The organism is Staphylococcus sp. GW823-FHT05F06 (assembly GCF_058795495.1).
The window spans coordinates 78,555-93,916 of the sequence record NZ_JBXAHW010000002.1 but is presented as its reverse complement, the minus strand read 5'-3'; the positions used below and the strand labels follow the sequence as shown (position 1 = coordinate 93,916).

Annotated in this window: 13 protein-coding genes and 1 other RNA gene; 2 read left to right on the top strand and 12 right to left on the bottom strand. The window is 32.4% G+C overall.

Features of this window, described 5'->3' with window-relative positions:
- Window positions 1–13: 13 nt before the first annotated feature.
- From recD2 to AC1Q7N_RS01925, 4 genes are all read right to left on the bottom strand, one after another.
- Window positions 14–2,446 (bottom strand): SF1B family DNA helicase RecD2, encoded by a 2,433-nt coding sequence (recD2, locus tag AC1Q7N_RS01940; RefSeq protein ID WP_002440136.1) that lies wholly within the window; start codon window positions 2,444–2,446, stop codon window positions 14–16.
- 1 nt (window position 2,447) lies between these two features.
- On the bottom strand, window positions 2,448–3,116 hold the full coding sequence (locus AC1Q7N_RS01935) for a tetratricopeptide repeat protein (RefSeq protein WP_001832695.1): 669 nt from the start codon (window positions 3,114–3,116) through the stop codon (window positions 2,448–2,450).
- 162 nt (window positions 3,117–3,278) lie between these two features.
- The gene (gene mnmA, locus AC1Q7N_RS01930) at window positions 3,279–4,397 is read right to left on the bottom strand and encodes a tRNA 2-thiouridine(34) synthase MnmA (protein ID WP_001830892.1); all 1,119 of its coding nucleotides are present in this window, start codon (window positions 4,395–4,397) and stop codon (window positions 3,279–3,281) included.
- Window positions 4,397–5,539, bottom strand: coding sequence for a cysteine desulfurase family protein (locus AC1Q7N_RS01925; protein WP_001830848.1), 1,143 nt, complete (start codon window positions 5,537–5,539; stop codon window positions 4,397–4,399). The genes mnmA and AC1Q7N_RS01925 overlap by 1 nt, the downstream gene beginning before the upstream one ends.
- 242 nt (window positions 5,540–5,781) lie before the next feature.
- Between AC1Q7N_RS01925 and AC1Q7N_RS01920 the strand changes: the two genes are divergently transcribed.
- Entirely contained in the window at window positions 5,782–6,777 is a 996-nt protein-coding gene (locus tag AC1Q7N_RS01920; RefSeq protein ID WP_001830781.1) for an LLM class flavin-dependent oxidoreductase, read from the top strand.
- 199 nt (window positions 6,778–6,976) lie between these two features.
- Here the strand turns inward: AC1Q7N_RS01920 and AC1Q7N_RS01915 are convergent, their stop codons facing one another.
- Both AC1Q7N_RS01915 and cymR read right to left on the bottom strand, forming a co-directional pair.
- Entirely contained in the window at window positions 6,977–7,120 is a 144-nt protein-coding gene (locus tag AC1Q7N_RS01915) for an SAS049 family protein (RefSeq protein WP_001830746.1), read from the bottom strand.
- Window positions 7,121–7,305: 185 nt separating this feature from the next.
- Window positions 7,306–7,728 carry a cysteine metabolism transcriptional regulator CymR gene (gene cymR, locus AC1Q7N_RS01910; RefSeq protein ID WP_001830806.1) on the bottom strand — a complete coding sequence of 141 codons (423 nt, stop codon included), beginning with the start codon at window positions 7,726–7,728 and terminating at the stop codon, window positions 7,306–7,308.
- A gap of 85 nt (window positions 7,729–7,813) precedes the next feature.
- On the opposite strand from cymR, the gene AC1Q7N_RS01905 reads away from it, so the two are divergent.
- Window positions 7,814–9,085, top strand: coding sequence for a replication-associated recombination protein A (locus AC1Q7N_RS01905; RefSeq protein WP_001830871.1), 1,272 nt, complete (start codon window positions 7,814–7,816; stop codon window positions 9,083–9,085).
- 193 nt (window positions 9,086–9,278) lie between these two features.
- Here the strand turns inward: AC1Q7N_RS01905 and AC1Q7N_RS01900 are convergent, their stop codons facing one another.
- The 6 genes from AC1Q7N_RS01900 to dtd all read right to left on the bottom strand — a co-directional run bounded on the left by AC1Q7N_RS01900 (window position 9,279) and on the right by dtd (window position 15,350).
- Complete coding sequence (locus AC1Q7N_RS01900) at window positions 9,279–10,055, bottom strand: tRNA threonylcarbamoyladenosine dehydratase (RefSeq protein ID WP_001830777.1); 777 nt, start codon at window positions 10,053–10,055, stop codon at window positions 9,279–9,281.
- Between the two features lie 89 nt (window positions 10,056–10,144).
- Window positions 10,145–10,335, bottom strand: a non-coding RNA gene (gene ssrS, locus AC1Q7N_RS01895) — 6S RNA.
- A 275-nt stretch (window positions 10,336–10,610) separates the two neighbouring features.
- The gene (gene aspS / locus AC1Q7N_RS01890; RefSeq protein WP_001830852.1) at window positions 10,611–12,377 is read right to left on the bottom strand and encodes an aspartate--tRNA ligase; all 1,767 of its coding nucleotides are present in this window, start codon (window positions 12,375–12,377) and stop codon (window positions 10,611–10,613) included.
- Between the two features lie 2 nt (window positions 12,378–12,379).
- Complete coding sequence (gene hisS / locus AC1Q7N_RS01885; RefSeq protein ID WP_001830876.1) at window positions 12,380–13,654, bottom strand: histidine--tRNA ligase; 1,275 nt, start codon at window positions 13,652–13,654, stop codon at window positions 12,380–12,382.
- Window positions 13,655–14,025: 371 nt separating this feature from the next.
- On the bottom strand, window positions 14,026–14,901 hold the full coding sequence (locus AC1Q7N_RS01880; protein ID WP_002470411.1) for an N-acetylmuramoyl-L-alanine amidase family protein: 876 nt from the start codon (window positions 14,899–14,901) through the stop codon (window positions 14,026–14,028).
- The gene (gene dtd, locus AC1Q7N_RS01875) at window positions 14,898–15,350 is read right to left on the bottom strand and encodes a D-aminoacyl-tRNA deacylase (protein WP_001830766.1); all 453 of its coding nucleotides are present in this window, start codon (window positions 15,348–15,350) and stop codon (window positions 14,898–14,900) included. Before dtd ends, AC1Q7N_RS01880 begins: the two co-directional genes overlap by 4 nt.
- Window positions 15,351–15,362: the final 12 nt, after the last annotated feature.

Sequence of the window (15,362 nt, the reverse complement as noted above, 5' to 3'; positions counted from 1 at the left end):
TTTTATTGATTTGTCAACGTTCAACGAAGTCATATGGCGTCATTTCCCCCATATTAATCATTGGATCGATTTGGAAAATTGTCGACTCGTTTAATTGGATATCATTTTCTTTTTCATTTTTCAAATCCAGATGATTGTTATTTTCTTTTTGTTCGTTAATCGTTTGTTTATTTGTAGTTAAATTATTTTTGTTTTGTCCAAAATACGATTTTAACAAATCATTTAATTGCGTTAATCGTATTTGTCCATTTGTTTTTAAACCTATATCAAATGCTTCTTGTTCACCAAGCAAAACAAGTGATTGTTTAGCTCTAGTTAATCCTGTATAAAGAATGGGACGTTGTAACATCCTATAATATTGTCTAACAATAGGCATAATTACAATAGGAAATTCTGAACCTTGTGATTTATGGATAGATGTACAATATGCATGTGTTAGTTCCATTAAATCTTGTTTAGTAAATGTAATTTCATTACCTTCAAAATCTACAACTAACACATCCTTATTTAGAGCATTTTCTTTGGCCCAAAATATACCTACTATTATACCTATATCCCCATTAAATATATTATCATTAGGTCGATTAACTAACTGAAGTACTTTATCCCCTTTTCTAAACACAGCTTCACCAAATTCTATTTCACGATCATCTTGTTGCTTCGGATTAAGAATAGATTGTAGAACTTGGTTAAGTCTCTTAATACCAGCGTTACCTTTATACATAGGAGCCAAAACTTGTATATCACTCATATCATAGCCTTTAGCTACAGCGCTTTTAACTACTTTATCAACAACGTCTGGAATTTGATTCGTACCACAACGAATAAAACTACGATCATGATAACGTTTAGTAATATCGATAGGTTCATTTAATTTCATACGGTGAGCTAAGTCAATAATACTGGAACCATCTTGCTGACGATATACTTCGGTAAGATTAACACGCGGTATTATTTCAGAATCAATAAGGTCTTTAAATACCTGTCCTGGACCTACTGATGGTAACTGATCTTCATCTCCGACAAATACAATTTGTGCTTCTAAAGGCACAGCGCTTAAAAATTGATGGAACAACCAAGTATCTACCATTGACATTTCATCGATGATAATGAGTCTTGCATTGATCTCATTTTCTAAAATATCCTGTGGTTGTGTATCTTGGTTCCAACCGATTAAACGATGAATTGTCATTGCTTCTAAACCTGTCGATTCGTGAAGGCGCTTAGAAGCACGACCAGTGGGTGCAGCTAACACTACTGGATAATCATCTTCATTGTAATCATCATAATCGAGCGAGAGCCCATGTATTTCTGCATATAATTCAACTATACCTTTAATGACTGTGGTTTTACCGGTACCCGGACCACCAGTTAAAAGCATAATTTTAGAATTTATTGCTGTTTCAAGCGCTTCTTTTTGAGAGGCAGAGTAATTAACCTCATTTTGTGACTCAATATCACCAATATGTATTTGTAAATCAGACTGTTCTATTTCTTTTAATTTAGATGTGTTTGTTTTAATTCGGTATAAGTTTTGCACACTTTTCAATTCTGAATAGTATAAACTTGGAATTGATACCTGATCAGCTTCAGATATTAATTTTTTCTCTTCTGATAAAACGTCAATGATTTCTAGTAATTGCTCTGTTTCAATTGGTTTCTCAATATCTTCATTGAGTAAATTTTGTGTTGTTTCTATAACAATTGTACGAGGTAGATATGTATGTCCTTGTTTGATACATTCTTCTTCTAACGTAAATAATAATGCTGCTTTTAATCTTTCAGGTGAATGTGGCTCAATACCGACATTTCGAGCAAGTTGGTCAGCCTTATTAAAACCAATACCTTTAATGTCATATACTAATTGGTAAGGATTTTTATCTAAGACATTTAAAGTATCACCCATATAGAACTGATATATAGCCATTGATAATTTCGGACCAAACCCTAGGTCGTGTAAACGTATCATAATTTTCTCAGATTCTTGGTTTGCATTAATCTGATCAGCAATTTGCTTTTGTTTCTTCTTTGGTAAACTAGGTACACTTTCTAAGATTTCTGGACGAGTTAAAATATCATTTATAGCATTTTCACCTAGTGTATTTACAATGTTTTGAGCCGTTTTTTTACCGATGCCTTTAAATAAATCACTTGATAAGTAACTAATAATGGCTTCTTTAGTTTGAGGTAATTCTTTTTCAAATGTTTCAGCCTTTAATTGCTTACCATAACGTGGATGTTGTACGACTTGCCCTTTAAAAGTATAAACATCGCCTTCAACTACATTGGGAAGAAACCCTACCACAGTTGGCATACTATCAAATTTTTCATTTGATTCTATAGTATCTACTTTTAGAACAGTATAAAAATTATCCGTATTTTGAAATAAAATAGCATCAACTGTACCTTTGATCATTGAATAATCAAAAAGTGTAGGGTCAGACATATTATTCCTCCTCTTTCATTGTTTTGAATGTCTTTAATGCATGTTGACTAAGTAAATGTTTTTCATCAATTGATATTGCTTGTTCAAAATATGCAATTGCTTCATCTAAATTTTCATTTTTCATATATGTTGCTAAACCAAGATTATATATACCATCTACGTGCTGTGAATCGATAGAAAGAACCTTATTTAATTGTTTAATAGCTTCATCAAACATTTCGAGTTGGCATAGTACTAACCCATATTGAAACTGTACTTCTAAATCTCTATCATCGTCCATTTCAGCTGCAGTCATTAAAAATGGTAAAGCTTCTTTAAAAGCACCTAGTTGATTAAACGACATACCAATCATATAATTACAATCTTTTTTCGCTACTTCATATTGTAGTGCAGTTTGATATAGCTTTATCGCTTCGTTATAACGTTCTTCATTATAATAAATATTTGCCAAGTTATAATAAACAGCACCATTTTCAGGTTCAATAGTTAATGCCTTTTGGAAAAAACGTTCTGCTTTTTCAATTTCTCCAACATCTGATAATACAATACCTGCGTTAATATAATTTTCAACAATGGCCGGATTTTCTTCTATATTTTCAAACAAGTCTTTCAAAGCGGTATCTAATTTACCATCTTTAATATTTTGGTATATCTTACTTTGTTCGTGCATCTTTTCTCCCTCATTTCTACACGATTATAACATGATTATTTTAAATATGTATTTTCAGGATATTTAAGTTAATTTTTCTTTATTTATATATTTTCATGAAAAAACAAGTCATAAAAAAACCGTTAATACAAGAATTTCTCATGAATTAACGGTATAAACAATTTATACAACGTAACTTAATTGACCTTCGTTTTTATAAACATCATCAATTGTAGCGCCACCTAAACATACTTCTTGATTATAGAAGACAACTGCTTGACCAGGTGTAATCGCTCTAACTGGTTCAGCAAAAGTTACTCTAATAGAATTCTCGTTTTCGCGTTGAACATAAACTTTAGTATCTTTTTGGCGATAACGGAATTTAGCTGTACATTCAAAACCTTTTTCCAAATCAATTTCACTTGGATTAACAAATGAATAATCAGAAGCTATGAGATAATCACTATAAAGTGCATCATGGTGAAATCCCTGTTCAACATATAATACGTTATCATTTAAATTTTTACCTACAACAAACCATGGATCTCCATCTCCACCGATGCCTAAGCCGTGACGTTGACCAATTGTATAATACATCAATCCACTATGCTGTCCCATTTTTTTTCCATTTAATGTCAACATTTCACCAGATTGAGCTGGTAGGTAATGTGATAAAAATTCTTTAAAGTTTCTTTCACCAATAAAACAAATACCTGTTGAGTCTTTTTTCTTGGCAGTAGCTAAATTTTGCTCTTCTGCAATACGTCTTACTTCACTTTTTTCAATATCTCCAATTGGGAACATGACTTTGGATAGTTGTTCTTGGGATAATTGATTTAAAAAGTAGGTTTGGTCTTTATTATTGTCAACACCTCTTAGCATTTCAACATGCCCATCATCATGACGACGTATACGAGCATAATGACCTGTAGCGACATAATCAGCGCCTAATTTTAAAGCATGTTCTAAAAATGCTTTAAATTTAATTTCTTTATTACACATCACATCAGGGTTAGGTGTACGACCTTTTTTATATTCATCAAGAAAATAAGTAAATACTTTATCCCAATACTGTTCTTCAAAATTAACAGCGTAGTATGGGATGCCAATTTGATTACATACTGCAATCACGTCATTATAATCCTCAGTGGCTGTACACACCCCATTTTCATCAGTATCGTCCCAATTTTTCATAAATATACCTATTACATCATAACCTTGTTCTTTTAACAAGTATGCAGTAACAGAGCTATCCACTCCACCAGACATGCCCACAACTACGCGTATATCTTTGTTAGACACTATGATTCCTCCTTAAATTTATGATAGATTTTATGAATTTCAGCTACAATATATTTAATTTCTTGCGTTGTTGTTTGTTCATTAAAGCTAAAACGTACTGAATGTTTTGCTCGTTCTTCATCTTCAAACATAGCTGCAAGTACATGAGATGGAGTCGTTGAACCTGCTGTACAAGCAGAACCTGAAGATACATATACATGGGCTAAATCCAATAATGTTAACATTGTTTCAACATCTATAAATGGAAAATAAATATTTAAAATATGACCCGTTGAATCTGTCATTGAACCGTTTAATTCAAATGGAATTGCCCTTTCCTGTAACTGAACTAAAAATAATTCTTTTAAATTCATTAAATGAACATTATTTACATCTTGATTGGTTATAGCTAATTCAAGTGCCTTTGTTAATCCAACAATTTGAGGTAAATTTTCTGTACCTGCTCGACGTTTGGTTTCTTGTTCACCACCAAGTTGATTATATGCTATTGGTGTATGCTCTTTTACTAATAGTAGACCAACACCTTTAGGACCACCAAATTTGTGTGCTGAAATACTCATTGTATCAATTTTAAAATTATGAAAATCTAAATCTAAATGTCCAATTGCTTGAACAGCATCAACATGGAATAACGCATGAGTGTCTCCAATAATATCTTCAATATCATAAATATTTTGTACTGTTCCAATCTCATTATTTACAAACATAATTGATACTAAAATTGTTCTATCATTAATTGTTTCTTTTAATTGGTCTAAATCAACTGCACCAGTATCATCTACATCTAGATACGTAACATCATAACCTTCTTTTTCAAGTTGCTCATATACGTGTAATACTGAATGGTGTTCAATTTTGGTAGTAATAATATGATTACCTAATTGTTCATTCGCTTTCACTAATCCTTTAATAGCAGTGTTATTCGATTCTGTTGCACCACTTGTAAATATTACTTCATTCGGATTCGCTCCCAACAATTGTGCAACTGTACGACGTGACTGATCAAGATATTTGCGTGCATCTCTACCAATAGAATGTATTGACGATGGATTACCAAAATGAGATTGATATATTTCCATCATAGCATCTATTACTTCTGGTTTTACTGGCGTAGTCGCAGCATAATCTGCGTATACTTCCATGTTTGGACACTCCTTGTCAAATTATCAATGTTCCTATAATAGCACCATTATTTGTTTATTTCTACTTTTCTGTTTTACCAATGAAAAAATTTATGTCATTTAAATTTTAACATCTAACCTACCAATTTATCGAATATCATTTTTGTATATAAAATTAAAATAATTTGAGCAATTCAATATTGAAAATCAAAAATGATTGTTATACTTCAATTATTATTAATTATGGAAAGGAAGCATCATGTATGAAAAATATAAAATTATCTGCGTTAAACTTAGTACCTATACGTGAAGGTCAAGAAGATAAAGATGCAATTAACGATATGGTTACACTCGCTCAAGCATTAGATGATTTAGATTATGAGCGCTACTGGATTGCAGAGCATCATAATGCTCCAAATTTAGTTAGTTCAGCTACTTCTCTATTAATTCAACATACATTAGAACATACTCATTCTATCAAAGTAGGTTCTGGAGGCATAATGTTACCGAATCATGCACCACTAGTCGTAGCAGAACAATTTGGGACATTGGAAACATTATTCCCTCAACGTGTGGACTTAGGATTAGGACGTGCTCCTGGTACAGATATGATGACAGCGAGCGCATTAAGAAGAGATCAGCATAATGGTGTTTATCAATTCCCTGAAGAAGTTGAACAACTGCAACAATATTTTGGACCGAGTCATCAACAAGCATATGTACGTGCTTATCCTGCGGTAGATAAAAATGTCCCAATGTATATTCTAGGTTCATCTACAGATTCTGCACATTTAGCTGCACGTAAAGGGTTACCATATGTTTTTGCAGGACATTTTGCTCCACAACAAATGAAGGAAGCACTACAAATTTATAGAGAATTATTTGAACCTTCAGAAGTACTTGATAAACCTTATGTAATTGTTTGTTTAAATACAATTGTGTCAGATTCTGATGAACAAGCAGAATATTTAGCAACTACGATGTCTCAAATAATGGTAAGTATAACACGAGGAAAAATGCAACCTGTCCAACCACCAACAGATGATTTAAAGGCCCTATTAACACCACGCGAATATGAATTAGCACAACAACGTTTAAAAGGGTCACTTATAGGATCTGAAGATACAGTTAAACAAAAACTTGAATCGTTCATAAAAGAGTACGGGGATATCGATGAACTTATGGCAATTAGTTATATCTATGATCAAGACAAACAAATAGAATCATATCGAAGATTAGAACGTGCAATTAAATCATAGTAAAATGTTAACATCTTACCAATGATTATAAGGGATTAGACAATCATTATTGTCTCACTCTTTTGATGAATTTTAATAAATTAAATATGATTTTCATAACTTATTTATAAGTCATTTTGTATTAAAAAATTAATAGCTACCAACAAAGTTTGAAACTTTGTTGGTAGCTATTTAACCTTTTAAAATAATTAGAGACTTTTTATTTATCCTTTTTGTCCTTTTTATCTTTGTTGTCTTCGCCACCTGTATATTCATTTATTTTATCTTTTACTTTGTTAACTTGTTCGTTATCACTATCTTTAAATTTTTCAGCAGCTTCTTTAGCTTTATCCATAAAACTCATAAAATTTACTCCTCTCAGTTATAAAAGTTTATTTATAGCAACATTAAAATGGATTAAAAATGTGAATCCATGATTGCTATGCTTTGTTATAACCTTATAAAATGTTAGTTAAACATTGCAGGTAAAATTTTTACGAGTAAATAATGAATGGAGATATCTATGTATCTATTTAACCACTATAAAATTTAAATATAGAACATATAACCCTCTAAGTCTTCATTCGTATCTTTGTAATCTGCAAGATATTTTAATGTAGTATGATCTAAAACATCTCTTACAGCATCTCTCATTCTAATCCATAGTTGCTTTTGTGCAGGCGGTTCTGAATCAATACTTTCTACAAACGTAATCGGTCCTTCTAGTAATCGGATAATATCTCCTGCAGTAATTTCTTCTGATGGAACTCTAAGTTGATAACCACCTTTAGCACCTCGAACGCTTCGAATTAATCCAGCATTTCTTAAAGGGCCTACTAATTGTTCAAGATATAAATCACTTAGTTTATTTTCTTCAGCAATTGTTTTTAGTGATACACAACCTTGACCCTCTCTTTTAGCAAGAGATATCATCAATGTTAATCCGTATCTCCCTTTTGTTGATATTTTCATTGTATAACCTCACTTAATTCGAATAGTATCTGATACCATTCTATCATTTTTTACGTTAATATAATATTAGAAAGGTGTGAAAAATGTGAGTACAGAACCATTAGCCTCTCGAATGAGACCGAAAAATATAGATGAAATTATATCTCAACAACACCTGGTTGGTCCGAAAGGTATAATAAGAAGGATGGTAGATACTAAACGTCTTTCTTCTATGATTTTTTATGGTCCACCTGGAATTGGTAAAACAAGTATTGCAAAAGCAATTTCAGGCAGTACACAATTTAAATTCAGACAATTAAATGCCGTAACAAATACAAAGAAAGATATGCAGCTAATTGTCGAAGAAGCTAAGATGTCAGGACAAGTTATCTTACTATTAGATGAAATTCATCGTTTAGACAAAGCTAAACAAGATTTTTTATTACCACATCTTGAAAATGGCAAAATTGTATTAATAGGTGCAACAACTTCAAATCCTTATCATGCGATAAATCCAGCGATACGATCTAGAGCACAAATATTTGAGCTTTACCCATTAGATCAAGATGATATAAGATTGGCATTAGATAGAGCTATAAATGATAAGGAAAGAGGTTTAAGTACTTATCATCCTATTGTAGATGAAGATGCTATCGAATATTTTTCAACGCAAAGCCAAGGCGACGTTAGGAGTGCATTAAACGCTTTGGAATTAGCTGTACTAAGTGCTCATATTGGTGAAGAAAACGAAAGACATATTACATTAGATGACGCAAAAGATTGCTTACAAAAAGGTGCTTTTGTAAGTGATAAAGATGGAGACATGCATTATGACGTCATGAGCGCTTTTCAAAAATCAATTAGAGGTAGTGATGTCAATGCAGCACTCCACTACTTAGCACGTCTAATTGAAGCTGGTGACTTACCTACAATCGTACGTCGATTACTTGTAATTAGTTATGAAGATGTTGGGTTAGCATCACCTAATGCTGGTCAGAGGACTTTAGCAGCAATACAATCAGCTGAACGTCTAGGTTTTCCAGAAGCACGAATTCCCCTTAGTCAAGCTGTAATAGAATTATGCTTATCACCTAAATCAAATTCTGGTATCACAGCAATAGATAAAGCTCTTGGCGATATAAGAAATGGACATATAGGTCAAATACCGGATTATCTGAAAGACGGTCATTATTCAGGTGCTAAAAAGTTAGGACGGGCTATAGGTTACAAATATCCTCATAACTATGAAAATGGTCATGTTGTACAACAGTACTTACCAGAAAAATTAAAAAACAGAGTGTATTATGAACCAAAAACCACATCAAAAAGTGAACAACAATTTAAAACAATTTACGATAACTTACGAAATAAAACATAATTTTATTCATTGAAAATATGTAGTTGAAATTAATATCTTAGATGCAAAAAACCTGGGACAATACTGATGCCTCAGGTTTTTTTACTATGAGTTGTTGTAGATTTATTTAAAATACATTTTGTTTTTTTTAAACTATGAATCAAATTTCACAAAAATAGAAGATGATGATTTTCTTGCAATGAGATAGATAACTTTAATTTTGTCCTTTATCTTTAATTCGCCTTACAGGTATATCTTTTAAAATATCGTTGACAACGTAGCTTGCACAAATAAGGCCTACTACACTTGGAACAAATGCATTAGAAGATGGAGGCATTTGCCCTTTTCTATTGATTGCATTTTTATCTCCTACTGTTTCTTTTACGTCCTCGCGAATAACAATAGGACTTTCATCAGAAAATACTACTTTAACACCTTTACGAATACCAAGGCGTTTTAAACGATTTCTAATTACTTTAGCCATAGGATCAGTATGTGTTTTTGAAATATCTGCAATTTCAAAACGTGTCGGGTCAGTCTTATTTGCTGCACCCATACTTGAAATTAACTCAATTCCTCTTTCTAAACACTCTTTCATGAGATGAACTTTATAAATGATTGTATCGCTTGCATCAATAAAATAATCAATATCATAATTATTGAAGATATCTTTGTATGTTTCCTCGGTATAAAACATATGCAAAGAAGTTACTTTACAATCGGGATTTATTAATTTGATTCTTTCTTCCATTAGCGTGACTTTACTTTGACCAATAGTTGAAGTCAGTGCATGAATTTGCCTGTTCACATTTGTAATATCGACATCATCTTTATCTATAAGTATGATGTGCCCTATATTAGTCCGAGCCAATGCCTCAGCTGCAAATGACCCGACGCCACCAACACCTAAAACTGCAACAGTCTTATTTTTTAGTAAGTTCAGCCCTTCTTGTCCTATTGCTAATTCATTCCTTGAAAATTGATGTTTCATCTTTAGCTCCTTTGATTCCAATTCATTATATCTATGCTTCTTTATAATTATATACATAAAAATACGCAAGACAAAAGTCTTGCGTACCGATAGAGTCCGTTGATGCCGTAGTTATAAATAGCTTGATCATTCGGCCTGCTATATACAGGTGGGTGCCCTGTTTCTCGTTTTGCAAGTCCTCCTATAGAGGCGTGTGCGCTGCGAGAAAACCTATTGGGCTCCCTGATCAAAGAGTGTTAGGCCCAAATAAAAAGCAAACTTACGAACACCACAGATGACTATCTTATGAAAATATCATACCACAATTTAAAAAGAGAAGTAAATTTTAAAGACTTATCATTTAACTCAAATGTGTATTATTTTCTCGTGTATTCTAAACTAGTTACCAAAATTATAATATAATGTCTGATTAATTATATTACACACCGATGTTTTATATTCAATTCGTACAATTAAGCTCTCTGTGCTAATTTCTTAAGAAACATTAAATTAAGGCCCTAGTCCCAACTTGCTCTGCCTGTTGAATTTCTTTGTGAAATTCTCTTTGTTGGGGCCCTAGTGTCTGATTCTTAGTGAGAGTTCTTGGAGTTGTTTATCAGATACTTCTCCTGGAGCGTCAGTTAAAAGACATGTAGCTGATGCTGTTTTAGGGAATGCAATTGTATCTCTCAAGTTTGTTCTATTTGTTAATAACATCACAAGTCTATCTAAACCTAACGCGATGCCACCATGAGGTGGAGCACCGTATTTAAAAGCATCTAATAAGAAACCAAATTGTTCTTGAGCTTGTTCATTAGTAAATCCTAATACTTCAAACATTTTTTGTTGCAATTCACCATCGTGTATTCTTATAGAACCACCACCAAGTTCATAACCATTTAGAACAATATCATAAGCGTTGGCTTGTACATTTTCAGGTTCAGTGTCTAGCTTTTCGATATCTTCTCTTTTAGGTGAAGTAAATGGATGATGTGCTGCTACATAACGTTTTGCATCTTCATCATACTCTAATAACGGCCAATCAGTTACCCATAAGAAATTTAATTTTGATTCATCAATTAAACCTAATTCTTTTGCTAATTTAATTCTTAAAGCCCCTAAACTTTGAGCAACAACATTAGGTTTATCAGCTACAAACATTACTAAATCTCCAGGTTTAGCTTCTGTTAACTGTTTAAGTGTTTCAACATTAACATCTTCGAAAAATCTAGCAATTGGGCCACTTAAACCATCATCAACAACTTTAACCCAAGCTAATCCTTTTGCACCATATATATTTACAAACTCTGTTAATGCATCCATGTCTTTACGTGTATATTTATTTGCAGCGTCTTTTGCGACAATTGCTTTAATTTCGCCGTTGTTATCTACCGTATCTTTAAAAACTTTAAAATTCATTTCTTTACCAAGCTGTGACACATTGATAAGTTCCATACCGAAACGAGTGTCAGGTTTATCTGAACCAAAACGGTCCATAGCCTCTGCATATGTCATACGTGGGAATGGGCCACTAACGTCTATTCCTTTTACATCTTTTACAACCTTACGTAACATATCTTCACCCATGGCTATGATATCTTCTTGATCGACAAAACTCATTTCAATATCAACTTGAGTGAATTCTGGTTGACGATCTGCACGTAAGTCTTCATCACGGAAACATTTAACAATTTGATAATATTTATCAAAACCACTTATCATTAATAGTTGTTTAAATAATTGTGGTGATTGTGGCAACGCGTAAAATTCACCCTCGTGTACACGGGAAGGTACTAGATAATCTCGCGCACCCTCAGGTGTTGATTTTGTTAATACTGGTGTTTCAATATCGAAGAAGCCATTATTATCTAAGTATTGACGGATAGAACGCGTAGTTTGATGTCTCATTTTAAAAGTTTGCGCTAATTCTTGTCTACGTAAATCTAAATATCTATATTTTAATCGAATATTTTCATCAACGTTTACATTTTCTTCATTAATTGAAAATGGAGGTGTTTCTGATTTGTTAATAATCTCAATATTTGAAACTTGAACCTCAACTTGACCTGTTTTGATTTTTGGGTTAATAGTTTCAGCATCACGTTTTGTTACTACACCTTCAACTTCGACTACATATTCTGAGCGTACTGTTTCAGCAACTTGCAATGCTTCTTCGGAAAAGTCAGGATTAAAAACTATTTGGACAATACCTTCACGATCTCTTAAATCAACAAAAATTAATCCACCTAAATCTCGTCTGTTATGAACCCAACCTTTTAATGTTACTTTTTCGTTTAAAAATTCTTCTGTGACTAAACCACAATACGTTGTTCTTTTATTCATTTTTAGACTTCCTTTCTACTTTTAAAATAATTAACCAATTCGTCTAATTGTACATTTTCTGATTCGCCTGAAATCATGTTTTTCACACCAATTTCATTATTTTCAAGCTCTTGATCTCCAATTACTACTGTATATTTAGCATTAAGACGGTCAGCTTGTTTCATTTGTCCTTTAATTTTTCTGTTTAGATAATCCTTATCTACTTTTATTCCATTTCTTCTTAAATCATTGATTAACTTAACAGCATAACGATCGGCATCTTCTCCCATTGTCACAACAAATAAATCAAAATCTTCACTTACATCTAATGAAATACCTTCTTCATCAAGTGCCATCAATAATCTTTCAATACTTAGTGCAAACCCAATACCTGTTTCATCTGGACCATCTAATAATTGTAACAACCCATTATATCGACCACCACCACATAATGTAGTGATAGCTCCATCATACTCTGGATTATCAATCATTAATTCAAAGGCAGTATGAGTATAATAATCTAACCCACGAACTAAGTTAGGATCTTCAACATAAGATATGTTCAAATTATCAAGATGTAATTTAACTTGTTCATAATAAGATTTAGAATCATTATTGAGATAATCTGTGATACGGGGTGCATTTTTTACTGCTTCTTTATCTCTATCGATTTTACAATCTAAAATTCTCATAGGATTAGTGTGTAATCTTGATTGACAATCTGAACAAAATGTATCAATCACAGGTTCAAAATGTTTTACTAATGCTTCGTTATATTCTTTACGTGATTCACTATCACCAATACTATTGATAACTAACTTTAAATGCTTTAATCCGAAAGACTCATATATATGCATAACCATAGCGAGTATTTCAGCATCAATACTAGGATTTTCCGCTCCTATTGCTTCGACACCAAATTGGTTAAATTGGCGATATCTTCCTTTTTGTTTACGTTCGTATCTAAACATAGGACCATTGTAGTAAAGTTTGATAGGTTGATTGGGTTCACCTTGCATTTTGTGTTCAATATATGAACGTACAACGGCTGCAGTTCCTTCAGGACGTAATGTTAAACTACGATCCCCTTTATCTTTAAATGTATACATTTCCTTTTGAACAACGTCAGTAGAATCCCCCACGCCTCTTGCAAAAAGTTCAGTACTTTCAAAAATTGGCGTTCTTATTTCTTTATAATTATACAATTCCATTAATGTGTGTAATCGATTTTCAATGTAACGCCATTTAGCAGAATCTTGCGGCAAGATATCTTGGGTACCTCTTGGCATCTTAATCATAAAACTCTCTCCTTTATTATTAAAAAAGATTAAAATAGTCTTTTATTTTCATATGGGTTATAAAAAATTAAAAAGTCCCTTGTATAGTGCAAAACTATACAAGGGACGATTCACCGTGTTGCCACCCTATTTGATTATACTGATAAAAGCATAATCCACTCAAAACGCTTAACGTGCGCTATCCGACTTTTAATTAAAAGTACCTCTTCTTGCGTTCAAATTTTTAAATTACTAAGTACAATCTTACAGCCAAGGATTGTATTTCTACGCATTAAATGCTACCTACTTCATTTAAAATTTCAAGAATCATATCGGTTTTATTTATAAAGTTCAACAATAATGATAACGATTTTTAGAATAATTTGCAAGGTCTAGGACGAGAAATATTGTTTTAAACCATCAACAATAGCTTGTTCAACCACTTGTCTATGTAATTGATCATTAATCATTGATTCATCAGTAGGATTACTTATATAGCCTAACTCTAACAGTACTGCTGGTATATCTGTCTGTCTCAACACTTGATAATTTTGTTGTCTAGAACCTCGATTTGTCAATAATGCCTTCTTTTGAATTGCAGAATTTAAAGTTTGTGCAAGTGTTTCTTGCTTGTCTTTAAACCAATAAACAGTCACTCCATTGGCATTTGAAGAATCAAGCGCATCATTATGTATACTAATAAATGCGTCACCCTTTATATTTCTATCATCTAGGGACACATATTTATCATTGGAACGAGTCATTTTTACATGAGCACCTTCCTTATTTAATAACTTTTTTAATTCTTTAGCAGTTTTAAGTGTGTAATTTTTTTCGAGACTTTTAGATGGTGTACTACTTGAGGCGCCCTGATCACTTCCACCATGACCAGGGTCAAGTACAATTGTTTTTCCTTTTAGAGGGTTTGACGAAAGTGATTGATCAGCTGGAATGTTCAAATTTGTGTGCCAACCAGCAACCCAGCCTTTCTCAGTGCCAGCGTGATTTTGAACTTCAATCCATTTCCCTTTTCGATCTATTTTCTTAAAACTTTCGCCTTTTTCTATTTTATAAATAACAGGATAGGCGGCATTAGGTCCTGTTCTTAACTCAGCATTCTCAGTTATAGTAATTTGACCTGTATCTTCATCACTTAAATTAACAAACATAAAAAGTAAAATTAAAAATATAATAAAAATTACAATTACTACGAGCGTAAGTCGATTTTTTAGACCATGTTTAGTTAGCCATGAATCTATTTTCTTCATATTATTTTCCCATCCTGCGATTCATAAATCAATGTGACAGGTCCATCGTTATTAATTTCAACATTCATATGTGTTCCAAACTCACCTGTTTTGACAATTAAGCCATAACCTTCTAATTCTTTATTAAATTTTTGATATAAGTCTTTAGCTTGTTCTGGAGCTTTAGAATTTGAGAATCCAGGTCTATTCCCCTTTTTAACATCAGCGTATATAGTAAATTGGGAAACTGAAAGAATTTCTCCTTCAACTTGTTGAATATTTAAATTCAATTTGTCATTTTCATCTTCAAAGAGACGTGCATGAGCAATCTTTCTTGCGATGACTTTTACATCCTCTTCAGTAGAATTTTGACCTACTCCTACAAGTAAACAATAGCCTTTATTAATTTGGTTATCAATTGTATCATTCGTAACTCTAGCATTTTTAACTCTTTGTACAATTATCTTCATATCTTTTGCACC

Bases quoted from the DNA above. Each gene is read 5' to 3' on its own strand.
- recD2 (WP_002440136.1), bottom strand. From the start codon at position 2,446: ATGTCTGACCCTACACTTTTTGATTATTCAATGATCAAAGGTACAGTT.
- AC1Q7N_RS01935 (WP_001832695.1), bottom strand. From the start codon at position 3,116: ATGCACGAACAAAGTAAGATATACCAAAATATTAAAGATGGTAAATTA.
- AC1Q7N_RS01925 (WP_001830848.1), bottom strand. From the start codon at position 5,539: ATGGAAGTATACGCAGATTATGCTGCGACTACGCCAGTAAAACCAGAA.
- AC1Q7N_RS01920 (WP_001830781.1), top strand. From the start codon at position 5,782: ATGAAAAATATAAAATTATCTGCGTTAAACTTAGTACCTATACGTGAA.
- AC1Q7N_RS01915 (WP_001830746.1), bottom strand. From the start codon at position 7,120: ATGAGTTTTATGGATAAAGCTAAAGAAGCTGCTGAAAAATTTAAAGAT.
- cymR (WP_001830806.1), bottom strand. From the start codon at position 7,728: ATGAAAATATCAACAAAAGGGAGATACGGATTAACATTGATGATATCT.
- AC1Q7N_RS01900 (WP_001830777.1), bottom strand. From the start codon at position 10,055: ATGAAACATCAATTTTCAAGGAATGAATTAGCAATAGGACAAGAAGGG.
- aspS (WP_001830852.1), bottom strand. From the start codon at position 12,377: ATGAATAAAAGAACAACGTATTGTGGTTTAGTCACAGAAGAATTTTTA.
- hisS (WP_001830876.1), bottom strand. From the start codon at position 13,654: ATGATTAAGATGCCAAGAGGTACCCAAGATATCTTGCCGCAAGATTCT.
- AC1Q7N_RS01880 (WP_002470411.1), bottom strand. From the start codon at position 14,901: ATGAAGAAAATAGATTCATGGCTAACTAAACATGGTCTAAAAAATCGA.
- dtd (WP_001830766.1), bottom strand. From the start codon at position 15,350: ATGAAGATAATTGTACAAAGAGTTAAAAATGCTAGAGTTACGAATGAT.